The 22667-nt window shown below is 59.9% G+C and carries 23 protein-coding genes and 1 tRNA gene; 17 read left to right on the forward strand and 7 right to left on the reverse strand.

All coding sequences use genetic code 11. The features are described 5' to 3' along the window. Nucleotides 1-44 precede the first annotated feature (44 nt). The 7 genes from FGK63_RS15650 (at nucleotide 45) to FGK63_RS15675 (ending at nucleotide 4039) form a co-directional block, all read left to right on the forward strand. Nucleotides 45-121, forward strand: a tRNA-Met gene (locus tag FGK63_RS15650). A gap of 321 nt (nucleotides 122-442) precedes the next feature. Next, nucleotides 443-1096: a helix-turn-helix domain-containing protein gene (locus tag FGK63_RS15655; RefSeq protein ID WP_281282123.1), complete on the forward strand. Its 654-nt coding sequence runs from the start codon at nucleotides 443-445 to the stop codon at nucleotides 1094-1096. A 16-nt stretch (nucleotides 1097-1112) separates the two neighbouring features. Next, complete coding sequence (locus FGK63_RS20975) at nucleotides 1113-1316, forward strand: hypothetical protein (protein WP_218961145.1); 204 nt, start codon at nucleotides 1113-1115, stop codon at nucleotides 1314-1316. Nucleotides 1317-1339: 23 nt separating this feature from the next. Next, the gene (locus tag FGK63_RS15660; protein WP_138843956.1) at nucleotides 1340-1663 is read left to right on the forward strand and encodes a hypothetical protein; all 324 of its coding nucleotides are present in this window, start codon (nucleotides 1340-1342) and stop codon (nucleotides 1661-1663) included. A 324-nt stretch (nucleotides 1664-1987) separates the two neighbouring features. Next, nucleotides 1988-3022 (forward strand): serine hydrolase domain-containing protein, encoded by a 1035-nt coding sequence (locus FGK63_RS15665; protein WP_218961146.1) that lies wholly within the window; start codon nucleotides 1988-1990, stop codon nucleotides 3020-3022. A gap of 70 nt (nucleotides 3023-3092) precedes the next feature. Continuing rightward, a complete protein-coding gene (locus tag FGK63_RS15670) occupies nucleotides 3093-3395 on the forward strand; it encodes a hypothetical protein (RefSeq protein WP_246044055.1) in 303 nt (100 codons plus the stop codon). A 14-nt stretch (nucleotides 3396-3409) separates the two neighbouring features. Next, entirely contained in the window at nucleotides 3410-4039 is a 630-nt protein-coding gene (locus FGK63_RS15675; protein WP_138843959.1) for a hypothetical protein, read from the forward strand. A gap of 1148 nt (nucleotides 4040-5187) precedes the next feature. Here the strand turns inward: FGK63_RS15675 and FGK63_RS15680 are convergent. From FGK63_RS15680 to aspT, 4 genes are all read right to left on the reverse strand, one after another. After that, entirely contained in the window at nucleotides 5188-5793 is a 606-nt protein-coding gene (locus FGK63_RS15680) for a ShlB/FhaC/HecB family hemolysin secretion/activation protein (RefSeq protein ID WP_138843961.1), read from the reverse strand. Next, nucleotides 5769-6473 carry an IS6 family transposase gene (locus tag FGK63_RS15685; RefSeq protein WP_138843963.1) on the reverse strand — a complete coding sequence of 235 codons (705 nt, stop codon included), beginning with the start codon at nucleotides 6471-6473 and terminating at the stop codon, nucleotides 5769-5771. The genes FGK63_RS15680 and FGK63_RS15685 overlap by 25 nt, the downstream gene beginning before the upstream one ends. 282 nt (nucleotides 6474-6755) lie before the next feature. Continuing rightward, nucleotides 6756-8345 carry a bifunctional aspartate transaminase/aspartate 4-decarboxylase gene (locus FGK63_RS15690; RefSeq protein WP_138843965.1) on the reverse strand — a complete coding sequence of 530 codons (1590 nt, stop codon included), beginning with the start codon at nucleotides 8343-8345 and terminating at the stop codon, nucleotides 6756-6758. Between the two features lie 16 nt (nucleotides 8346-8361). Next, nucleotides 8362-10074 (reverse strand): aspartate-alanine antiporter, encoded by a 1713-nt coding sequence (aspT, locus tag FGK63_RS15695; RefSeq protein WP_218961147.1) that lies wholly within the window; start codon nucleotides 10072-10074, stop codon nucleotides 8362-8364. Nucleotides 10075-10399: 325 nt separating this feature from the next. On the opposite strand from aspT, the gene FGK63_RS20810 reads away from it, so the two are divergent. Both FGK63_RS20810 and FGK63_RS15700 read left to right on the forward strand, forming a co-directional pair. Then, complete coding sequence (locus FGK63_RS20810; protein ID WP_171052674.1) at nucleotides 10400-10555, forward strand: DUF5993 family protein; 156 nt, start codon at nucleotides 10400-10402, stop codon at nucleotides 10553-10555. A 9-nt stretch (nucleotides 10556-10564) separates the two neighbouring features. Further along, nucleotides 10565-11146, forward strand: coding sequence for a disulfide bond formation protein B (locus FGK63_RS15700; RefSeq protein WP_246044056.1), 582 nt, complete (start codon nucleotides 10565-10567; stop codon nucleotides 11144-11146). 23 nt (nucleotides 11147-11169) lie between these two features. Here FGK63_RS15700 and FGK63_RS15705 read toward each other — a convergent pair whose 3' ends face one another. After that, nucleotides 11170-12096 carry an MliC family protein gene (locus tag FGK63_RS15705; RefSeq protein WP_138843967.1) on the reverse strand — a complete coding sequence of 309 codons (927 nt, stop codon included), beginning with the start codon at nucleotides 12094-12096 and terminating at the stop codon, nucleotides 11170-11172. A gap of 136 nt (nucleotides 12097-12232) precedes the next feature. Here FGK63_RS15705 and FGK63_RS15710 point away from each other — a divergent pair, with 136 nt between their 5' ends. From FGK63_RS15710 to FGK63_RS15720, 3 genes are all read left to right on the forward strand, one after another. After that, nucleotides 12233-12769, forward strand: coding sequence for a hypothetical protein (locus FGK63_RS15710; RefSeq protein WP_138843969.1), 537 nt, complete (start codon nucleotides 12233-12235; stop codon nucleotides 12767-12769). Nucleotides 12770-13073: 304 nt separating this feature from the next. Continuing rightward, nucleotides 13074-13319: a hypothetical protein gene (locus tag FGK63_RS15715; RefSeq protein ID WP_246044057.1), complete on the forward strand. Its 246-nt coding sequence runs from the start codon at nucleotides 13074-13076 to the stop codon at nucleotides 13317-13319. 4 nt (nucleotides 13320-13323) lie between these two features. Next, nucleotides 13324-14115 carry a heparan-alpha-glucosaminide N-acetyltransferase gene (locus FGK63_RS15720; RefSeq protein WP_246044058.1) on the forward strand — a complete coding sequence of 264 codons (792 nt, stop codon included), beginning with the start codon at nucleotides 13324-13326 and terminating at the stop codon, nucleotides 14113-14115. A gap of 63 nt (nucleotides 14116-14178) precedes the next feature. Here the strand turns inward: FGK63_RS15720 and bhcR are convergent, their stop codons facing one another. After that, the gene (gene bhcR / locus FGK63_RS15725) at nucleotides 14179-15027 is read right to left on the reverse strand and encodes an HTH-type transcriptional regulator BhcR (protein WP_138843975.1); all 849 of its coding nucleotides are present in this window, start codon (nucleotides 15025-15027) and stop codon (nucleotides 14179-14181) included. A gap of 167 nt (nucleotides 15028-15194) precedes the next feature. Between bhcR and bhcA the strand changes: the two genes are divergently transcribed. The 5 genes from bhcA to bhcD all read left to right on the forward strand — a co-directional run bounded on the left by bhcA (nucleotide 15195) and on the right by bhcD (nucleotide 21122). Beyond that, the gene (gene bhcA, locus FGK63_RS15730) at nucleotides 15195-16385 is read left to right on the forward strand and encodes an L-aspartate--glyoxylate aminotransferase BhcA (protein ID WP_138843977.1); all 1191 of its coding nucleotides are present in this window, start codon (nucleotides 15195-15197) and stop codon (nucleotides 16383-16385) included. Nucleotides 16386-16396: 11 nt separating this feature from the next. Further along, complete coding sequence (gene bhcB / locus FGK63_RS15735; protein ID WP_138843979.1) at nucleotides 16397-17365, forward strand: beta-hydroxyaspartate dehydratase BhcB; 969 nt, start codon at nucleotides 16397-16399, stop codon at nucleotides 17363-17365. A gap of 14 nt (nucleotides 17366-17379) precedes the next feature. Then, nucleotides 17380-18543, forward strand: coding sequence for a 3-hydroxy-D-aspartate aldolase BhcC (bhcC, locus tag FGK63_RS15740; RefSeq protein WP_138843981.1), 1164 nt, complete (start codon nucleotides 17380-17382; stop codon nucleotides 18541-18543). Nucleotides 18544-18610: 67 nt separating this feature from the next. After that, nucleotides 18611-20056 carry an NCS1 family nucleobase:cation symporter-1 gene (locus FGK63_RS15745; RefSeq protein WP_138843983.1) on the forward strand — a complete coding sequence of 482 codons (1446 nt, stop codon included), beginning with the start codon at nucleotides 18611-18613 and terminating at the stop codon, nucleotides 20054-20056. Nucleotides 20057-20156: 100 nt separating this feature from the next. Continuing rightward, nucleotides 20157-21122, forward strand: coding sequence for an iminosuccinate reductase BhcD (bhcD, locus tag FGK63_RS15750; protein ID WP_138843985.1), 966 nt, complete (start codon nucleotides 20157-20159; stop codon nucleotides 21120-21122). 107 nt (nucleotides 21123-21229) lie between these two features. On the opposite strand, the gene FGK63_RS15755 is transcribed toward bhcD, so the two are convergent. Next, the gene (locus FGK63_RS15755; RefSeq protein ID WP_138843987.1) at nucleotides 21230-22666 is read right to left on the reverse strand and encodes a uracil-xanthine permease family protein; all 1437 of its coding nucleotides are present in this window, start codon (nucleotides 22664-22666) and stop codon (nucleotides 21230-21232) included. Nucleotide 22667 lies beyond the last annotated feature (1 nt).

Here is a 22667-nt window from a genome sequence, read left to right on the forward strand (position 1 = left end):
ATGGTCCCAAACAGCCGAACAGGCAAAAGACCAAAACCAAATGACGCGGGATGGAGCAGCCAGGTAGCTCGTCAGGCTCATAACCTGAAGGTCGCAGGTTCAAATCCTGCTCCCGCAACCAAACTCAACCCAACCAGCCGCCAAAAGGCGGCTTTGTTCGTTCCGGGCCAAGCCAATCATCGCCGTCAGCGCCCCTTCCAACTCCAGCATGATACCGTCTTCGCCATGCCGGACGGTCACGTTCGATCAGGTCGCGCAGGATCTCCGGATCCGCCAGGGTCTGCGCCAACTCCGTGACCTTGGCGCGGTAGAGTTGACCGCCACCTTTCACGAAACTGGCTGAAATTGGCCCGTCGGCTACCGGGCCGAGCAAACTTGCAAGTTCAAGCAGTCAACTATAGCATACGTACCGCTTCCAATAGGAAATATCCGGGAAAAACAGTTGAATGGCAGGAATATAAAGCGACTCCGTCGGCGGTTGGGGATGACCCAGAACGACATCGCGGATGCTCTGCAGGTCGATCAAGGAACCGTCAGCAGATGGGAGCGGGACATCGAGAAACCTCGGCCCGCGAACTTTCACGCGCTCAGAGATTTGCTTTTCGACGATCCGGGAAAGCAGTCTGAGTTTGGCGCGAATTGGTTGCTGAAGCGCAGTCCTATGTCCGCGATCTTGGTTGGGGAAGACAGACGCATCTGGGAAGCTTCGCCGGGGTGTTATTCGTTTTATCGGAACCGAGATGGCATGGACGTGGGCGCCTATCTGGGGTCGCCACTCAATCGACTCCTTGACCATGTGAACAGAGAGGATTTTCTCGAAGTTTTGGAAGACTGGGGGGTCTTGGACGGTGAAGCGCTGATGATGCGCATCTACACCAACAAAAATGGTACGGTCACATGTCACCAGGTGGAACCCGTCCATCAAGCCGGCGAGTTTTTCGGGACGACCGCGTTTCTCTCTCACAGCTTTCAGATTGCAGACAACGAAGATGTCGGGATTGAGAAAGTCGAAGCTGTAATGAACGATGCCCCTCACGAGTTCTGCGTTCTGCACGAGGGGCCGCACGCGAAGCACATACTGCCACCTTTCCGGTAATTTTTATCGCTGCGGCATGAAGGATTCGAGCCGTTCGCATATTTTCGCCCTTCTCGGACGAGCACTGAAATGTTCTGATTTTTCGGACGCAGGTGCTGCGAAAACTGGAACTGGCCAAAGCTTCAACATGAATTTTCCCATTGCCGTTTTTTCGAAGGGCTTTGGAAAGCAATCTGCCAGACCAAAATTCGGGCTGTATCTGTTGAAGTACGCAATCTGAACCAATCTGGAAGGTAGCTGACAATGCAGATTACGAGAACTCTGGCGGGAACGGCCGTTGTGCTCGCGCTTTCTACCACCGCTTCCCTCGCGGCGAGCGAGACTGCCGAATGCAAACTCACGAACGTGTCGGCGGACACCGTACTCTACGAAGGCACATGCCAAGTCTCGCAGGAACAAAGCGGCAGCAATACCATCTACTCGGTTTCCATGCCTGGCGCGGAATCGTTCATGTTCGCCGGAAGCGGTGACCAGTGGATGCACGGATCGGACAAGGTTCAATTCACGGACCTGCCCAATGGCGGGATCTTCAAGTGGGGAGATTTCGCTCTCGCGGTCGCCGAGTGAACGACGGGACGTCGCCCCAGGGAGCAACTGGCGCGTCAAATCTGATACAAAAAATCAGAGTCCGGTCGGACGCCCAACGGAGTGGCGAGGTTTTCTCGGCCTTGCAGACCCCTGGAGGGCCTGATCCGTTTCCGACCGATTTAGGAGGCGTGTTGAATGCAATGCTTCGCCCAGCGCTTCGTATCACGTGGCCTCCTGCTCGCAATCCTAGCGAGTGCCGTTTCGACGGTTTCCGCCGCAGAAATCACTCTCAGGTCCTGCGCGGACGGTGCAGGACCGCCAGCCCAAATCGCCGAAAAACTGGACAAGCTTCTGTCTGACGCCGTGGACCCAGACTCGGCCTATGCTGCGGAGGGGCTGTTGGCGCCAGGCGGCGTCCTGCTCGTGCGCACACCCGACTGGACCTATTTCAAGGCCGCTGGAGTCGCCGATCTGCAAAACGCAGAACCGCTGGACTGCAATTCCCCCTACCAGATCGGCAGCGCGACCAAGATGATGACCGGCACCGTCGTGATGCAGTTGCAAGAGGCGGGCCTGCTGTCGCTGGACGATCCGCTTTCAGAGCATCTTCCCGAAATCGCCGCCCGCCTGCCCAATGGCGATCGCATCACCCTGCGCGAGATCGCCAACCATACTGCGGGCCTGTTCAACTATACGGACAACGCACCGGACGGAACGCCGGGCATCATGGAAGGTGGGTTGAGCGACCCCGAGATGCTGAAGTCCAGTCGCGGGCCCGCGGACCTTGTGGAATTTGCCATTGTTCATGGCGAGCCGGTGTTCGATCCCGGAACCGAGGGCAAATGGGCTTATTCCAACACAGGATATGTCCTGTTGGGCATGATCATCGAGAAGTTGGAGGGAAAGCCGCTGGCCGACGTTTTCCGGGAACGGATCTTCGCCCCGGTTGGCATGGACGCGACATTTCTGTGGAACGACGTTCCGAGGGAAGACTTCGGCCTGCCGCGCGCCTGGTTCAAGGCGCCGTTCGATATCGAAACGACCGACTGGAACATGTCTCAGGGATGGGCGGCGGGCGGAGTGATTTCGACGGCCCCTGACATGGCCATGTTCGTCGAAGCGCTTGCCGCGGGCTCTCTGTTCGAGCAGGCTGGGACGCTTGCGGCCATGCAGGAGGGCGTGCAAGCGCAATTCCCGATCCTGACCTACGGAACCGGTCTTTGTGGCAAGCCCGGTGACACGATCGGCCACGCCGGCCAAACGCTAGGCTTCGAAAGCGACACGGCCTTCGCCCCGGCCAGCAAAACGACCATGGTCTTCTGGATGAATTCCGCAAACAATATCGCCGCCTTCGGCGTGCCCCTGGTCGCCGAAATCGTTGCCAATCACGGGCGATGACGGATAGGCTTGGCAGACAATATATCGGACGACTTTAAGAAAAACCCAAAACCCAACAAGGAGATAACATATGAAAATGAAACTCGCAGCTGTCGCCGCCGCAATCCTGCCGCTTGCCGCCTGTGTCGAGGATACCGGCGGAACGGCATCGACCGGCGCACCAGCGGTCGGCTCTTCCTCCGATCTTTCCTCTTTCGAGGGCGCCCGCGCCGGCCAAGCCGAGATGGGCATCCAGAACCTTGGTTATCAGAACATACGTTCCGACGGGCTGACCTCCTGGTGGTTCAACAGCTCGACCGGTGCCTGTGCGCGGATCACAACCAGCAACGGGGTCTATTCCGACGTCACCATGTTGCCTGCGCAGGACTGCTGAAAAGGAGATCTCCTGTGAGAAACCGTTTTGCAAACGCCCTGCTTCTGGCAGGGTGCCTTGTCACTCCGGCGCTTGCCTCCGAGAACATGGAGGCGGCAGACGCCTGCATCGACGCCCTCCGCGCCACAGGTACGCCTGACGCCAAGGGCGGTGAGGTCCTGAGTTCGACATTCTCGGAAGCGGGCACCGTCGTGATGCTGCGCGATCTCGGTGGGAGCGAGTACAAGTGCATCGTCTGGTCAGATGGCGTTGTCGGTGAACTGAGCCTGGTGAACGCAATGGACGACGGTGGCGGCGCGATGGCCGGCGCGTCAGGCCAATCCGGACCGACGACCAACGAAGAGCGTGTCCGGTTCTCGGCCGGAACTACCGGTGCCGAAATCCCCGCGACACTGACACCCGGCAGTTCCGTACGCTACCTGCTGGGGGCGAATGCCGAGCAGTTCCTTTATGTTCGGGTGGCTTCGAATGTGCCGGGAATGTCCTACCAGATTTTCAACCCGGATGGCTCCTTCCTGCTCGACATGGTGGATTCCGCACAGGAATACCGCGGCCAGCTTTGGCAATCCGGCGATCACGTCGTCGAGGTGATCAACCGTGGACAGTCAAACGCCGACTACCACCTGATCATCGGGATCGAGTGAGCCGCGTTTGGTGCGGGTTGAAACGAACTGAATTTGAAGGAACTACCGATTTCCTGCACCACGCGAAAAACGGTCCGGGCCTGATTGCCCGGACCGCGACTACAGGCGAGACTTGCCCCGACGTACTCGGTAGCCTTGGTGTCCGGCATCGCCGCAGCGGACGGCTGCGCCCCCGCGCTTGGTACTGTCAAATCAAACCAGGTTTAGCCGGTTGACTCAGCATTGAACAAAGCCGGCTATCAGCGATCTCGCGAGGGGTAAGCTATTGCCGGTTTCTTCTGACCGAAATGATACATCCGGCGTGCTTCGGGTGCCGTGCTGGAACATCCCGGGCCATCGCGTCTACGTTCCCTAGATGCCGCAGAGCACCGCTGTTCAGTAACACGCCGCGCCCCTCATCATATCGACGTTGTCCAAAGCCACTGGCAACGCATTCCCATTCCTCATTGGCTGCGCCATCCCGGAATCTGGGTAGATCATGGGCATCATGTCGACCGGGCGTTGCCGCGACATGGTCATGTTTCCTGGGATTGGATTGGTGCGTTTGATGGTGTGTCACTTGAACCGCGCCTGGTTGCGATACCGTTCCCTTGGCCGGCTTCGGCTTGGGGCGCACGATTGAAACAACTCCCTGAGGTTTGGGGTGTCCGGGTACTGCGACATGAGTTGCCGTTGGCCTGGTGGCCAATGGCGGAACTTGACCTGGAACGGCAACCGGAACTTGACCCGGAACAGCCGTCGGGAATTGGATTGGTGCCGCAACCGGGGTCAACGGAGGGGTGGTGGTCGGGCCTGTCGCCAGCGGAGGGACTTGGCCGTAGACCGCTATCGGGGTGGCAATCGGAACCTTTCCGGGGATCGCGATAGGGATCGCCGCTGGTGCAAGTACTGGAACGGTCACCGAAGGAGGCGTTTGCGCTGTGCCCTTCGGCGGAATTTGATTGGCGGTCGGCTGGGTTGGGCCTGTAACCTGATAGTTAGGACCTTGCCCTCCAACTTGCCCACAACCCTGGCTGGACTGGTGAGGGTTGCCGACGCCCCGGCACCATCCGTAGTGATTTCCTCCGGCGATACCTTGAGTTGCCGACAGTTGGGCGACCAAACAAGTAGCAATCAGGAAAGCAATGCTGTTCAGTTTCATAATGTCCTCACCAACTTGTTGTCAGAGCAAGATACGCTCCGGGATCGCCAGAGTCGGTCAAGGGACCGTCCCGAAGGGGCACGCCGACATATCCGGACAAGAAGAAATTCCGCTTGAACTCCACATCCAGCCCGAGTCCGGTTGATGCCAGTGTAGCACTATCAACTTCGAAACTGGCAGGATCATTGTTCGAAACATAGCCGACGTCAAAAAATGCGAAGGGCGTCAGGCGATGTACGCTCTTGGAACTGGGAAAATATGAATGAGACACCTCGAAGATTGCTGAAATCCCAGAGTCTCCATCTACTTCGTCAAACCGGTATCCACGCAGAGCATAGCGGTCACCAAGGAAATATTCTTCGACGGACGGAAGGCGGTCTGGCGTATACTGGCCCCAGATCTCGGTTCGCCAAGCGGTGTTGGGCGACAGGCCCGTCAGCGGGCTTTCGTACCCGATGCCACCCCGCAAATGCCAAAAGGATGAGTCTCCATCATCAAAATTTGCAGCATTGGTTTCGTTGTCATTGTCGCCAAAGGTGCTGTCAGACGAATTCGAACTCGTCTCTGCTAGGACAGTGACACTGTCGTTTATACCGCGCAGAGACCGCGCCACTCGGCAAGAGCGGCGGTGCGGTTGGCCTTGAAGAGATGTCTGCTTGAGAGGCTGCGTTCCTGGTTGAAGTGATTGGTGACGGAGGCGTGGACGGAGGCGAACTTCTGCAAACTTCGCATCCGCCGGAACCGGAGCATGGCCCGCTCCCGTCGTCGGAAGGGGAGGTGCGAGTTCTCTGCCCGGTTGTTCAGCCAGCGACCCGTCTCCTGCCTGTCCTCGATACCGAGATCCTTCATCGCCGCGCCATAGGAGCGCAGCTTGTCCGTGACGTAGCGCGCGCACGGACCGTGCTTCTTCATTGCTTTCTTGAGGAATTTGAGCGCGGCCTTCTTGTCCCGGCTCTTGGTGACAAAGCTCTCCAGCACCTCGCCTTCGTGATCGACGGCGCGCCACAGGTAGTGCCGCTCACCGTTGATCTTCACGAACATCTCGTCGAGGTGCCACCGCCAGTGGCTGGACTTCATACCATTGATCCGGCGTTTCCTGATCTCGGCAGCGAACATCGGGCCGAACCGGTGCCACCAAAATCGAACAGCTTCGTGGCTCACGTCGATGCCGCGCTCGTGGAGAAGATCCTCGACGTTCCGCAACGAGAGCGGAAATCGGATGTACAGCATTACCGCTAGGCGAATGACCTCAGGGCTGGTTTTGAAGTAGCGAAACGGCGATCGATTAGTCATGGGCGGAAGCTACGAAACCGCCCTGCCCTTCTCAAGCTGGTTTCCTCTGACACTTCCCCCGCGGGAATTGCGACGCAATTCCGGGGCAAAAAACACCACTGAAGTGAGACAGGCATGGGTGGCGGAGAGATCAGGATTCGAACTTAAGGTCGCCTTTCGTTACATCATGGCGACCCCGTTGTTCGACAAAGGCCAAATCCTGCTCCCGCATCCGGCGTATCAAAACCGCCCGAAGCAATACGCCCCGAGGCCGTTTTTGTGTGCCCCAACGCAATCAATCCATCAATCTCCGGCAAAATCGCCATAGTATTCGTCCAGAACCCGGCGTGAGAACTTTCCGATGCTGGCGTAGTCGTGCTCGGTCAGGTTGGCGAGCGACACGCGGGCGGAAGGGTCGACCACCTCGAATCCTTTTCCGGGCAGCAGAACCACGCCTGTTTCATCGGCCAGACGGAACAGGAAATCGGTCGCCTTGTTGTTGTCCTCGAACCATTTCGCAAAGGCCTCGCCGTACAGGCGTTCGGCCAGTTTCTTGAGGTCGATCAGCGTGTAATAGGCGATGTCGTTTTCATCGAGCTCCGGTTTGGTGCCCATGTTCATGTACAGTGTATCGAAGCGGTGCCGAACCAGGCGTTTCGCGGCGTCCTTGTAACGGTCGTCGATGTCCATGAGTCCGTTCAATGCAAACAGCGTCATCTGCAGTTGTTGGGGAAGCGACAGGCCCGCAGTGTGATTGAGCGCGACGGCGCGGCTGTCCGCCACCAGCCGGTCGATGAAGCGCAGGGACCTCGGCTCGGTCGTGAGGGACATGTAGCGCCGGTCGAGCACCTTCTTGGCCTTTTCCGAAAGCGCATCGAGGGCGGCATCCAGGGCGTTGTCGTCATGCAATCCGATGACGCCAAGCCGCCAGCCGGTCGCACCGAAATACTTGGAAAAGGAATAGACGCACAGCGTATTGCGCGGGCAGCGCGCAAAGAGCGAGACGAAATCATCCGCAAAGGTGCCATAGACATCATCGGTGACGATGATCAGATCCTTGCGCGGGCCGTTGACGATATCCGCGATCCGGTCGAGCGAGGCGCGCGACAGTTTTGCTGACGGTGGATTGCTGGGATTGACCACGCAGAAGACCTTGACTGCCGGATCTTCCAGTTTCTTCAACTCGGTTTCGGGAAACTGCCAGTCGTCCTCCTCTTCCATGCGGATGTCCACGACCTCGAGATCGTAGCCCGGCAATGGCGGGATCTCCAGATAGGGCGAAAAGATCGGCGTTCCCAGCGCGACCTTGTCGCCTGCCTGGACGAGCAGGTTGTGCTTCAATGTCTGGAAGATATAGGTCATCGCCGCCGTTCCACCCTCGGTGGCGAAAAGCGAGAAATCACCCTGTTTCGGCACCAACCCGTACATTTCCTGTGCGACATAGGCCTTCACGATTTCCTCGGCATGGCGCAGCATCCGGGGCGGCACCGGGTAGTTGCAACCAAGAAAGGCGCAGACCGCTTCGCTGAGAAATTCCTGACGGCTAAGACCCAGTTGGTCACGAACGTAGGACACTGCGGACCGGATGAAAGTCACGCCCGGATCGGATTCATGATGGTTCGAATAGGCCTCGAACCGCTGCACGATCCCTTCCGTCTCGGGAATCCCGCCGAACCCGCTGTTGAGATAGGAATAAGAGCGTTCGGCCTCTTGCATCGCGAACTCGCCCAGCCTGAGAAAGGCGCGCCGGGGCAGTGTGGCGAGAAAATTCGGGTTCCCCCGCCCGGCATTGAGCATCATCCGGTCGGCATCCGAACCGGCGATTTCGATCAACTTGTCCTTGAGCTCGAATGGGCTGAGTGTGGCCAGCTTGGCAATGTCCAGATCGTCCATTGGAAATCTCCGTCAATCATGGGGTCGGGTTGGTCGTGATCACGCCGATGATGATCGGGCCCCAAAGCGTAAGAAACACGTTCGCGACCGCGTAGGTCACCGTAAAGGATACAACCGGCGTGGCGTTGCCGGCCTTGGAAAGCAGCGCGGCGAAACCCGGGTTGGCGCTGCGCCCGCCGACGAGGCAGCCGAGCGCTTCGATCGGGTTGCGGATGCGCAGGACGTAATAGGAAAAGAAGAATACCACGATCTGCGGGATGATCGTGACCGCCACGCCCAGCAAGAACAAGGTCAGGCCGGACTCGCGAAGGGTTTCAAGTGCCTGCGGGCCCGCCGAGATGCCCACCGCGCCGACAAAGACAGCCAGGCCGAAGTCCCGCAGGAAGTTCGAGGCGCCGACCGGCAGGGCCCCAAAGCGTTGATGCGTGCTGTGAAGCCAGCCGAAAAAAAGGCCCGACAACAGGCAGCCGCCACCGGTGCCGATGCTGACCGGGACGCCGCCGATCTGGAACTGGATCATCCCGAGAAGGAACCCGATGGCAAGGCCGAGACCGAAAAAGATGAAATCGGTGATGGCGGCGGCCGAGATCTTGTAGCCGAGCAGCTTTTCGATCCGGTCGAGATCCTTTGGCGCGCCCGTGAAATGCAACTCGTCGCCACGGCGAAGCGTGAGCTTTGGCGCGATCGGCAATTCACGGCCAAGCCGACGAGCGCTCGTGAGGAACACGCCATGACGAAGGTCGATCCCGGCCCTGTCATGCATGTCCTGCAGTTCCATGCCCACGATGTCGCGGTTGGTGAGGATGATTTCGCGGCTTTCCTGAACCAGTTCAAAACCTTCGGGCGGCGTGACCTCGGGGCCGAAATAGCGTGCAGCTTGCTGGACCAGTGCGGTCGGGCCGGACAGGGCTATGACATCTCCGGCGGCGATCACCGTTTCCTTTGTCAGATCCTGAGCATCTCCGTTCCGTATCACCGACTCCACGGCCGCATCCGCAATCTCGCCGTCGGCCTCGAGCACGTGCTTGCCGATCGCGGCGCTGGCGTCGGAGACGGCGTAGAACCGCGTGACCACGTCCCGTACCGCGTTGAACTGGCCCGGCCCCAGTACGGTACGCCCGCCGGCCATTTCTTCGGCCCGCTTGATGGCCTCGGCCCGGATATCCCATTTCATCAACATCGGGATGAACCAAGTCGCGATCAGAATCGGTCCGAGCGATCCGAAGATATAGGTCACGGCGTAGCCCACCGCGACATTCGTCTCCATGGTCCGCATCAGGTCGGCCGGGACGTCGAGCTTGGAAATCGCGCCGCTGGCCGTGCCGATGATCGCCGACTGTGTGAGGCCGCCGGCCGCCAGCCCCGCAGCGGTGCCGCGGTCGAGGTGAAACAGCCAGGCGGCGGCCAGGACGCATAGCAAACCGACGAAGCACATGGCGAAGGCCGAGACCAGCTCGTTCAACGAACGCAGGTTCAGCGCGTGCGCGAATTGGGGACCGCCCTGATAGCCCACCGCATAGATGAAAAGCGCGAAAAAGACTGTCTTGACGCCGCTGTCGAGTTCGACGCCGAACTGCCCGACACCAACACCGACAAGCAGAGTTCCGGCAATGCCCCCAAGCACGAAACGCCCGACGGTGAACTTGCCGACCAGGTAGCCAAGCGAAATCGCTACGAAAAGCGCCAGATAGGGAAGGGCATCGAAAAGTCGGTCAAGGGCTTCGATCACGGGGTGAATTCCCTTTGTTGTTTTCGCCTGTCCTTTCCTCGAAAATCCTATCGACCGGTCTTGGTTCTGGCAACTGCGGTGTTCCCTCACGCGCAACCTCAAGAAAAGAAACAGAAATTATTGATTTTCACTCGCAATTTGGGTAGTATCGTTGCCAGAGAACGGTAAGTTCAAATCAAGTCCCGTGCGTGCGCTTCATGTGAAGGACGCGCGGTTTCGCAGCGCTGTACGACAACATTGAGCGACAAGAGGCTCGTCACGTGCAGCCATGGCGGACATTGTAATTTCAATGTCCTGGTGCCGAGAGTAGCGAGGGATCCGCGCCATGATTGCTTTGTTGTTCCTGTTGCTGGCGGTTTGCATGGGATTGGCTTGGTCTGACCGCCAGACCTCAGCGCTTGTTCTGTTCGGCATCACGGTCGTGATGAGCGCATATTGGCTGAAGTTCCATGCAACGACCGTTCTGACGATTCATTTGTGACAGGGTGCCATGAACATGACCGCCGAAATGTCCAGAACCCTGAACGCCCTTGGAATGCTGGCGGTTTGTGTCGTTCTGATCCTCGCCTACGTCTACCAGGTCGCCCTCTATGAATTGCCTTGTCCTTTGTGTCTTCTGCAGCGCGTCGGGTTCGTGGCGGTCGGCTTCGGGCTTGGGCTGAACCTGCTGTACGGTGCCCGGCCGCGAAATTACGGCCTCATGCTGATTGCGGCGATCTTCGGGGTCAGCGTGTCGATACGTCAAATTCTGCTGCACATCGTACCCGGAACCGGCCACTACGGCTCGCCGGTTCTGGGCTTGCATTACTACACTTGGGCGGGGATCTTCTTCTTTCTGATCATCCTCGGAACGGCGGTCATGCTTTTGTTCGAGGGGCAATACAGATCGGCGGAACAGGCAGCGGACAGACAGCGTTTCGGCGGAAGCAATCTGGCCAAGGTTTCGTTTTTCCTGATGCTTGGGCTGGCTCTAGTGAACGCCGTGTCGACGTTGCTTGAGTGCGGACCAGGTATCTGCGCCGATCCGCCGACCGATTATGAGTTGATCGACAAGATGGAAAAAGACGGGTGAGCCCCGAAACAGGGCCGGAAAGCCTAGCCGATTTCGTCCCGCCTGCAGTCGAAGTCGCCTTGTCCGGGCAAGGACAGCATCGCCCCGTCGCCTTTCATCCAGAACTCGAACAGGCCGCCGTCGAGTTCCGCCTGGTAACGCGCCCCGGAACCGGAAGGCACCTGTACCGGCGTCACCCACTGGTCGCGCCACCTAATCGACAGGCTGGACGGATCCGCGTTCACTACGGTCACCGACAACGCCGCATCCAGCCCCTCGCAGACATAGGGAAACGGTCCAAGGGAATCTCCGGCACCATCGGCACTTCTGGCGTCCGCATATCCGGTGCGAAGCTCGTCGATCCGCATGACGTATTGGGCGGATATACAGTCGCGCATACGGCCACTTGATTTCCAACAGTCGTTGCGGCCCTTGATCCAGCCTCGTTGAACGGCTTTCAGTTCCCGTAGCCGATCGTTGGTCGCATGTTTTCCCGTGACTGCAAGCTGGTAAAGGCGGTTCAGCTCATGATCCAGACGCGCCAGCCAGGGATCAGCGCAGATTGCGATTTCGACCTCGCCCGATGCCTCCGAGCAATTGAATGCAGGTTGAACCGAAGGCGCGGACCCTTCGCCCAGAAAGCGTGCGGCGACCCATCCGGTTACCCCGTCATATTCAATCTTGCACCAGCGTTTTCTGGCTGCCGCATCACGTTCGGCCTGGGTTGCCTCGCTCCATTCGGCGAAACTCAAGCCACCTTCGCAGCCCAGATTGCGTATTCCGGATGCGTGGGGCGGGATCGCTCCGACCTTTGCGCTGGATGCGTCGGGTTCGGACCGGATGTTCAGAACGTCGTCCTCAGCGACATTGACCACCGCGAAAAAGTCGGGGCCGTCGGCTTCGGCGAGCAACGCCGTTGGCACACCCGTTGCGATCGCAATGACCAGCGGAATTGAATGTCTTTTCACCATCACGCTATCTCCCTGAAATTCAGCTTAATCGGGTCTCCAAGGCAATCCAACGGGAAGCGGGTCGATCAGGTCGCGTTTCGCCGGTGTTGACCCGACGGGAATTGTCGGCAAAATTTACCCTTGGGGGTGGATCATAGTGGAAATCGGTTGTCCTGCAATTGCCGCCACGGCGAGCCTGTCATCTACTGGCGCCGAATTTCCGCAGGGAATCCGCGGTTGCGAGTTGAATGACGACGGTGCAGGAGTTTTCCCCAAAAGCCGCGAGCCGGATTTTGTCAAATCCAAAATTGGAATGCTCGACAAAAAACAATCAGAAAACGGAATTCGCCCCCGCAATTACCGAAGACCAATGAACAAAATAGAGGGATATGAAATGAAAACTATGACTGCATTCAAACTCGCGGCCTTTGGTTTTTCATCCTTGGGGCTCGTCGCGTGTGTCGAAGATACAGGCGGCAGTTCCGGACCATCGGTGGCCGAGCAGGCATGCCTGCGCGATGTGACGAGAGTGACGAACAACCCCGACGTTGTGCTGCTCAGTTCATCCTACTCCGAGGCGGGAACCGAGGTTATCGCAGGCGTCGGCGAACAGCGGGCGCAATGGCGCTGCATCGGATATAGCGACGGTACTACTGGAGGGATCGAGTCGCTGGTGAACGAAGGCACGCTTTGACCCTTTCCGGAGACACCGAACGACGCCGCGCCACATGGCGCGGCAGTATTGCACCGAAAGCAACCCAAGGTTTGCGAGTTGCAGAGGCGGTGCCTCCGGGTTGCTGCCGATCGTCGGCACCTTCCTAGGTTTGGCCGGTGCTTCAATTTGGATTGCGCGTATTCGAAGCAGGCTCAGACTTGATCATGCCGCTAGCCTTGAGCTTCCCAATTGACCTAACATGGGGACGGATCGCACGGACTGCGCCAACAGGGAAACGCAAAAGGGTGACACACGATTGAGAAAAGCCTGCCGGATCGTATTGATGGTCTTCGCCGCCTTCTACATTTTCGCCTTGGCCATCTTCGTGATCGGGGTGGTCGGTTTGTTTGGCAGCCCGCAGGATCCCTTGTCGGGCGTCTACTTGATCCCGCTTGGCCTGCCTTGGATCTGGTTCATCGATGTATTCGACACAAGTACGTGGCCCTATCTTGCTGCGGCTGCGCCCCTGGTGAACTTAGGCTTGCTGGCATTGCTTTGCCGGTTGTTCCGGGTTCGGCCGTCATCCTAGGCAGATGTTTCGTGCGGCCGACAACAGCAAAGACGATTTGGCCATGACAAGCATTGGACACGAGGGTTTCGCGACGCGTGTTCCGTCCAGCCGCATCATAACCCTGGATCTCATGCGAACTGCCGCGCTTGCGGCGATGGTGGTGTTTCACACTGCCCGGGACCTGGAGCTCATGGGGCAGATTCCCGCCGGAACCACGCTCGGCGGAGGCTGGGCATTCTTTGCGCGTCTTGTTGCCGAAAGCTTTCTGTTTCTCGCCGGCACAAGCCTATACCTCGCCCACGGTCAGCGGATCCGTTGGCGCGCGTTCTTCAAGCGTCTGTTGAGGATCGCAGCAGCGGCCGGCTTGGTCACAGCGGTCACCTACGCCGCCATGCCCGATCGCTTTGTCTATTTCGGCATCTTGCATTCTATTTGTGCGGCCAGCCTGATCGGGCTGTTGTTCCTCAGGGCACCGGTTCCGGTCACGCTGGTTGCCGCGGCGGTTGTGTTCATTCTACCCGATCTCTATCGGTTCGAGGCGCTGAACAGCCCGGCGCTGGCTTGGATCGGTCTTTCGCAGCAAACGCCGGCATCGTTGGATTTTGAACCGGTGTTTCCGTGGCTTGCGCCTTTCCTGATTGGGGTGTCAGCGGGGAAATTCCTGAGTGATCGCGGGTCTTGGAATCGCTTGCGAAACCGGCCAGCGGGAAGTTGGACGAATTTAGCGGCCTGGCCGGGCCGACATAGCCTGTTGGTTTACCTCGTGCATCAGCCTGTCCTGCTTGCTGTCATTTGGCTGGCGACCGCTCAGTGACGCCTTGCACCGCGAAACAATCAGCACTGTCTCGCTGACTCTTAGGTCGAAAATTTTCCCAAGTCAGGACGGCTGCTGGACGGGTTCGCCGCCTATCGAACGTGACAGTTCCTTTGCAGCGTCCACGACTGCTTTTGCGAAAGGCTCGACGTTTTCGTGGGTGATCCGGCTGGTCGGGCCGGAAACCGACAGGCCGGCGACCGCCTCGCCGTGCGGACCGAATACCGGGGCTGCGATGCAGCGCATTCCGATGTTCTTTTCTTCGTTGTCGAACGCGAAACCGCACGCGCGGATGTTCTGCAGTTCCTGACCCAGTTGGGCCGGGTCGCAGATGGTGAATTCGGTGAACCGTTCCAGCTTGCCGGACGACAGAGTGAGCGTGACTTGGCTTTCCTCCATATGGGCGAGCAGCGCCTTGCCGATCCCTGACGCGTGCAAGGGCGAGGTTGTGCCTGGCGGAAAGAAGGCCCGGATGCTGGATTGGGTTTCCACCTGGCTGACGAACAGAACGGACTGGCCCTGTGCAATTCCAAGATTGGCGGTTTCGCCTGTTTCCATCATCAATCGCCTCAGCAATGGCCGGGCGCGTTCCGCAAGACTGGAGCGGCGCAAGAACCGGGCGCCGATCACGAAAGCCTGCGGTCCGACGTGCCAGAGTTGCATCGCCGGATCAAATTCGACGAGCCCGCGGGCTTCGAGCGTGACCAGAATTCGGTAGACCGTGGCCGGGGACTGATCGAGATCGCTCGCCAGCCCGGTCAGGGAAGCACCTTGAAGTGAGCTAAGATAATCGAAGACCTCTATCGCCCGGTCCAGCGACTTGATGATGTTTTGTTCGGCGGCGGACCCGCCTTCACGGGGCCGGCCGCGCGCTCGGCGGGGATCCGAATCGGGATTTTTCGGCGTTTTCATAAGATCTGTCCATCACGGCATGAAAATCGATATCACGATATGAAAAACATAACATCATGACAATGCAGCACTATTCCAATTTCGCAGATTTTGAAAAATAATTTCAAAAAAATAGGGAACTCGGACGGAGTACGGTAGAGTGTGGTCAAATTGGAAAGGACCCCGCCATGAACTTCCAGAACCCCGTCTTCATTCCCGGCCCGACCAACATGCCGGAAGCGATCCGCAAGGCGTGCGACATGCCGACCATAGACCACCGCTCGCCGGTGTTCGGGCAGATCCTTAACCCGTGCCTCGACAATGTCCGCAAGGTGCTGAAGTCGGACCATGCCAAGATCTTCATCTATCCTTCGACCGGCACGGGCGGTTGGGAAACCGCTTTGACCAACACGCTTTCTCCCGGCGACAAGATCCTGGCGGCGCGCAACGGCATGTTCTCACACCGCTGGATCGACATGTGCCAGCGCCATGAGCTTGACGTGCGGATCGTCGAGACCCCCTGGGGCGAGGGCCTGCCGGCTGACCGCTACGAGGATATCCTGACCGCCGACACCGGGCACGAGATCAGGGCCGTTCTGGCAACCCACAACGAGACCGCGACCGGTGTTAAATCGGACATCGCCGCCGTTCGTCGCGCGCTCGACGCGGCGGGCCATCCGGCGCTGCTCTTTGTCGATGGCGTCAGCTCCATCGCTTCGATGGATTTCCGTTTCGACGAATGGGGCGTCGACATCGCGGTGACCGGCAGCCAGAAGGGGTTCATGCTGCCTGCGGGTCTGGCGATCCTCGGGTTTTCCGACAGGGCGATTGCCGCCTCCAAGACGGCCGGGCTGCCGCGCACCTTCTTCGATATCGACGACATGGCGCGGGGATATGCCGGCAACGGCTTTCCCTACACGCCGCCGGTCGGATTGATGAACGGGCTGAAGCTGGCCACCGGCATGTTGCTGGAAGAAGGGCTTGAGAACGTCTTTGCCCGACACCACCGCATCGCGGAAGGCGTGCGCGCGGCGGTTCGGGCCTGGGGGCTGGAGTTGTGTGCCGCAAGCCCGGATCTCTATTCCGACACCGTGAGCGCGATCCGAACGCCGGAAGGGTTCAATGCGACCGACATCGTCACCCATGCGGCCTTGAAATATGACGTCGCCTTCGGCACCGGCCTTGGCGAGGTTGCCGGCAAGGTGTTCCGTATCGGCCATCTCGGCCAACTGACCGACGTTCTGGCGCTGTCCGGCATCGCGACCGCCGAGATGGTGATGGCCGATCTCGGCCTCGACATCCGGTTGGGCAGCGGCGTGGCGGCGGCCCAGAACCATTACCGCGCGTCCGGCGCGGACTCGGCCAAAGCGGCAGCGTAAGGAGATCAGCCATGCTGGATCACACTACCGGAGCCGACCTGACGATCGACCACATGCGCGCGGCGCATGACCGGATCAGGCCGCATATCCGCTGCACGCCGGTCTTGACGTCGGATTATCTGAACGACCTGACCGGCGCCGAACTGTTCTTCAAATGCGAGAATTTTCAGGAGGCTGGCGCGTTCAAGGTCCGTGGCGCCTGCAACGCAGTGTTCGGTCTGAGCGAGGAGATGGCGCGCAAGGGCGTCGCCACACATTCTTCGGGCAACCATGCACTGTCGCTTTCCTATGCCGCGGGCCGCAGGGGCATTCCCTGCAACGTGGTGATGCCGCGCACCGCGCCACAGGCCAAGAAGGACGCGGTGCGCCGCTATGGCGGTACGATCACCGAATGCGAGCCCTCCACAACGTCGCGCGAGGCGGTCTTTGCCGAGGTTCAGGCCCGCACCGGGGCCGAGTTCGTGCATCCCTACAACGATCCGCGCGTGATCGCAGGCCAGGCAACCTGTTCGGCCGAACTGCTGGAACAGACCGGCGGGCTGGATGCCGTCGTAGCGCCCATCGGCGGCGGTGGAATGATTTCCGGCACCTGCCTTACAGTTTCGAACCTTGCGCCCGAAACAAAGATCTTCGCAGCGGAACCGGAGCAGGCCGACGACGCATTCCGATCGTTCAGGGCAGGGCATATCATCGCCGACGACGCCCCCGAAACTGTTGCCGACGGGCTGAAGGTGCCGCTGAAGGAAAACACCTGGCACTTCGTGTCGAACTTCGTGACCGACATTCACACGGCGTCCGAACAGGAGATCGTGGACGCGATGAAACTGACCTGGAAATTTCTGCGGGTGGTGATGGAGCCGTCTTCGGCCGTGCCGGTGGCGACGATCCTGAAGAACCCGAACACATTCAAAGGCAAGCGCGTCGGCGTGATCGTCACCGGCGGAAACGTGGATCTCGACAAGCTGCCGTGGCTCAAATGAAGGGAACAGAATCAATGAACGCACAACTCAGACTCGACGACCTCGAAGTGGGCTTCGACATCCCCGCCGCAATCGGCATGGACGAAAGCGAAATCCAGACGCCGTGCCTGATCCTCGATCTGGACGCGCTGGAGCGCAACATCAGGAAGATGGGCGACTACGCCAAGGCGCACGGGATGCGCCACCGGGTGCATGGAAAGATGCACAAGTCGGTGGACGTGGCCAAGCTGCAGGAGGAGTTGGGCGGCGCGGTCGGCGTCTGCTGCCAGAAGGTCTCGGAGGCCGAGGTCTTCGCCCGCGGCGGCATCAAGGATATCCTGGTCTCGAATCAGGTGCGCGATCCTGCCAAGATCGACCGACTTGCACGGCTGCCCAACCTTGGCGCCCGCACCATCGTCTGCGTCGATGACATCGAAAACGTCGCGGATCTGTCGGCCGCTGCGCAGAAGCACGGCACGCAGATCGAGTGCTTTGTCGAAATCGACTGTGGCGCGGGGCGGTGCGGCGTGACCACGACCGGTGCCGTCGTCGAGATCGCCCGGGCCATCGACGCGGCGCCCAACCTGAAGTTTACCGGCATTCAGGCCTATCAGGGGGCTATGCAGCATCTCGACACCTACGAGGCGCGCAGGGATAAACTCGATCTCGCGATTGCTCAGGTCAAGGACGCGGTCGAGGGCCTCAAGGCGGCAGGACTAGAGCCGGAACTGGTTTCCGGCGGCGGCACCGGATCCTACTATTTCGAGTCCAATTCAGGTGTTTACAATGAACTTCAATGCGGTTCCTACGCCTTCATGGATGCCGACTACGGCCGGATCCTGGACAAGGACGGAAATCGCATCGACCAGGGCGAATGGGAAAACGCGCTGTTCATCCTGACCAGCGTCATGAGCCATGCCAAGCCGGACAAGGCGATCTGCGACGCCGGCCTCAAGGCGCAGTCGGTCGATAGCGGGCTGCCCTTCATCTATGGCCGCAACGACGTGGAGTACCTGAAATGCTCGGACGAGCATGGCGTGATCGGAGATCCGAACGGCGTTCTCAAGGTCAACGACAAGCTGCGCCTCGTGCCGGGCCACTGCGATCCGACCTGCAACGTGCATGACTGGTACGTGGGCGTTCGGAACGGCAAGGTCGAAACCTTGTGGCCTGTTTCGGCCCGCGGCAAGGCCTTCTGACGCAAGATATCCAGTGGTTCGCGGGAGGAGAGCAAAAGCTCGCGATCCGACGAGAAGGGAGTGAGGAATGACCACAATCGATCAACACCATGTCACCCATGGCGGCACTTTGGACCCCGAGGGGAACAGCACGCTGAACCCGGTGGGTGACGACGAAAAGACATGGGGGTGGTTTGCCATCTTCAACATCTGGGCAAATGACGTGCAGTCGCTGTTCGGCTATTCGCTGGTGGCGTCGCTTTTCATTTCATTCGGCGTCGGCGGTTGGACCGCCTTTGCCGCGCTCATCTTCGCCGGGCTTTTCGTGATGTGGATGGTCAACCTGTCCGGCGCGGCGGGCGAAAAATACGGCATCCCCTATCCGGTCTTCGCGCGCGCCAGTCTGGGCACGCAAGGGGCGAAACTGCCCGCGATTCTCAGGGCAACGGTGGCGGTCTTCTGGTACGGCGTTCAGGTCTATTTTGCATCGACGGCGCTTGCGCTATTGATCCGCTCGATCACTGGCGCCGGCGGCGGCGCGGAGTTCCTCGGGCTGACCGGGATCGACTGGATGTCCTTCGTGATCGTCTGGGCCTTTCACATCGTCATCTTCTGGCGCGGCATGAACTGGGTCGAAACCTTTCTGAACATCGCCGGACCCTTCGTCTATCTGGTGATGATCGGCTTGGTCATCGTGCTGTGGCAACGCTCGGACGGGCAATTGCTGTCGGCCACGGCGACGATCTTCGCCAATCCCGAGGGCACCTTCGCGACCGAGTTCAAGGGCTTTGTCGCCATTGTCGGAACCATGGTGGCCTATTTCGCCGCGGTGATGATCAACTTCAGTGACTTTTCGCGCTATGCCAAGGACAAGCCGACGATGATCCTGGGCAACCTGGCCGGCCTGCCGTTCAACATGATCCTGTTCTCGGCGCTGGCGCTGTTGACGACCGGTGGTGCAGCCGTGGTCTTTGGCGAAGAGATCATCAATCCGACAGAGATCGTCGAGCGGACGGACAGCGTGCTGCTGGGCGTGATCGCGGCCATCACCTTTTTCGCCGCCACCGTGGGCATCAACCTGGTCGCGAACTTCATCCCGGCCGTCAACGGCATCGCCAACTTGTCCCCGGAAAAAATCAGCTTCCGCAAGGCAGGTCTCATCACGTCGCTCTTCGCGCTGGTGATCGGCGGTTTCTGGAACAGCTTCATCAGCCAGTTCGGGATCAGCGGTTTCGTCAACACTTTGGGCGCGACGCTGGCCCCGATCTTCGGGATCATGATCGTCGACTACTATTGGCACCGGAAGCAGGAACTGAACGAGGACGACCTCTACAACATGGAGGGCGGGATCTATCACTACGACAATGGTTGGAACGGCGCGGCGGTGAAGGCCTTCGCTTTGGCAGCGATCTTCTCGGTGGCGACCGTCTGGGTTCCCTGGTTCGCGTTCCTGTCCGGTTACAACTGGGTGATCGGCGCAATCCTCGGCGGGCTGGTCTATCACGGAATGGCAAAAGGCCAAATCCAGGCATGATGCCGACACGGACGCCCGGCCACTCGTGCCGGGCGTCGCAGTCGCAACCGGCGCCGGGCCGCTTTTCTAACCTTGTTTCTTCAGATTGCAGGACCAAAGAATGCTGATCGTACCCGAACGTAAAATCGCCGACCTGATGTCCCGAGAGGCTGCCTTTGAGGCGGTCGAGAAGGTCTTTGCAGCAATGTCTGCCGGCGAAGCCCGCAATTTCCCGGTGATACGCGAGGCGATCGGCCACGCGGACGCACTTTACGGGTTCAAGTCGGGCTTTGATCGGGAGACCCTGAACCTTGGCCTGAAATCAGGCGGTTACTGGCCGGGCAACGCCGCGAAGGGGCTTACCAATCACCAATCCACAATATTCCTCTTCGACGCCGATACCGGCAAGTGCCGGGCCGTGATCGGTGGCAACCTTCTGACCGCATTGCGCACCGCCGCCGCCGCGGCCGTGTCGGTGGCGCATCTGGCCCGCGAGGATGCGAAGGTTCTCGGTATCGTCGGCGCCGGGCATCAGGCCAGCTTTCAGTTGCAGGCGGTTGCCGAGCAGCGCGATTTCGAACGCGTGGTCGGGTGGAACCGCACGCCGGAAAAGCTGGAAGCGCTGGAAAAGACCGCGCGTGACCTGGGCCTGCCATTCCAATCCGTCAGCCTCGACGAGTTAGGGGCGCAGTCGGACGTGATCGTGACCATCACATCGAGTTTTGCGCCGATCCTGATGAACGCTCAGATCCGCCCCGGCACCCACATCGCTTGTATGGGAACGGACACCAAGGGCAAGCAGGAGGTGGACGCAGCCCTGGTGGCGCGGGCCGCCGTCTTTACTGACGAGATCGCGCAATCGGTCAGCATCGGCGAAGCGCAACACGCGATCGCCAGCGGAGCACTGAGCGAGGTGGAAATCACCGAGATCGGGGCGGTGATCAACGGTGATCATCCTGGTCGCAGAACACCGGACGAGATCACCCTGTTCGACGGCACCGGCGTTGGTCTGCAGGACTTGGCCGTGGCCGCGGCGGTGCTGGATCAGGCCATCCAAAAGGGCGCTGCCGTCGAAGTCGAGTTTTGACGGGGCGGCTGGCCCGGACGACCCGGCAATCAAGACCTACGCTATAACGTAGACAAAAAAAGAACCCGGCCAACAGGCCGGGCCTTTTCGGAACGGGTCCGTGTCAGTCACACATGATCGTCGTGGGGAAGCGAACCGCGCCCGTGTCCGGCCAAACCTCCGGAAACCTCCTCGGTGGCTTCGTCGGCCAGTTCGTGCGGCAAGGCCAGGTTCAGCACGATGGCGATCAGCGCCGCCGGCAGCAGGCCGCTGGTCAGCAGGATCCGCGCGGTGTCGGGCATGTGCTGCAGCGCGCCGGGCTCCAGTTGCAGGCCGAGGCCGATGGAAAGCGAGATGGCGAAGATCACCATGTTGCGCCGGTTCCAGTCTACGTCCGACAGCATCGAGATGCCCGCCGCGACCACCATGCCGAACATCACGATCACGCCGCCGCCCAGAACCTCGATGGGAACGGTGCGGATGACGCCTCCGACCTTGGGGATCAGGCCGCAGATGATCAGGAAGATCGCGCCGCAGGTCACCACGTGGCGGCTCATCACGCCGGTCATGGCGATGAGGCCCACGTTCTGGCTGAACGAGGTGTTGGGGAAGCCGCCGAAGATGCCCGCCAGCGCGGTGCCAAAGCCGTCGGCATAGGTCGCGCCCTGGATCTCGTCGTCGGTGGCCTCGCGGCCGGCGCCGCCCTTGGTGATCCCGCTGACGTCGCCCACGGTCTCGACCGCCGACACGAAGGCCATCAGACAGAAGCCGATGATTGCCGCGGCGGAAAACTCGAAGCCATATCTGAAGGGCTGCGGCAGGGCGAAAGCGGCGGCGCGGTCCCACGATCCGGCGATTGCCTCGAACGAAAGCATTCCGACCATGATCGCATAGACGTAGCCCGCGATCAGGCCGATCAGCACGGCCGAGACCGAAAGCATGCCGCGGGTGAAGAATTTCAGCCCCAGCGTAGCCAGGATCACCACCAGCGCCGCCGACCAATTGAGCAGAGAGCCGTATTCGGGCGTGCCGATGGCCGGAACGCCTCCGGCAGCGTACTGGATGCCCACCTTGACGAGCGCGAGGCCGATCATGGTGACCACCAGTCCCGTCACCAGCGGCGGCAGCGCAAAGCGGATCCTGCCGATGAAGGTACCAAGAAATGCGTGAAACAAGCCGCCGATGATGACGCCGCCGAACAGGGCCGCCAGCGCATCGACCCCCTTGCCGGCGACCAGCGGGATCATGATGGGCAGGAAGGCGAACGAGGTGCCCTGAACGATCGGCAGCGCCGCCCCGACAGGACCGATGGTGATGGTCTGCAGAAGCGTTGCGATACCCGCGAACAGCATCGACATCTGGATGAGGTAGAGCAGCTCCGGAAAATCCGGGCTGTTCGAGCCAAATCCGAACCCGGCTGCCCCGGCGACGATGATCGCCGGGGTGACGTTCGAGACGAACATCGCCAGGACATGCTGGATGCCCAGCGGTATCGCCTTGTGCAAGGCGGGCGTGTAGTTGGGATCGCGCAGCTGTTCCGGCGTCCCGATCGAAGTGTCAGCCAAT

Source organism: Ruegeria sediminis, from assembly GCF_005938215.1.
GTDB lineage: Bacteria > Pseudomonadota > Alphaproteobacteria > Rhodobacterales > Rhodobacteraceae > Ruegeria > Ruegeria sediminis.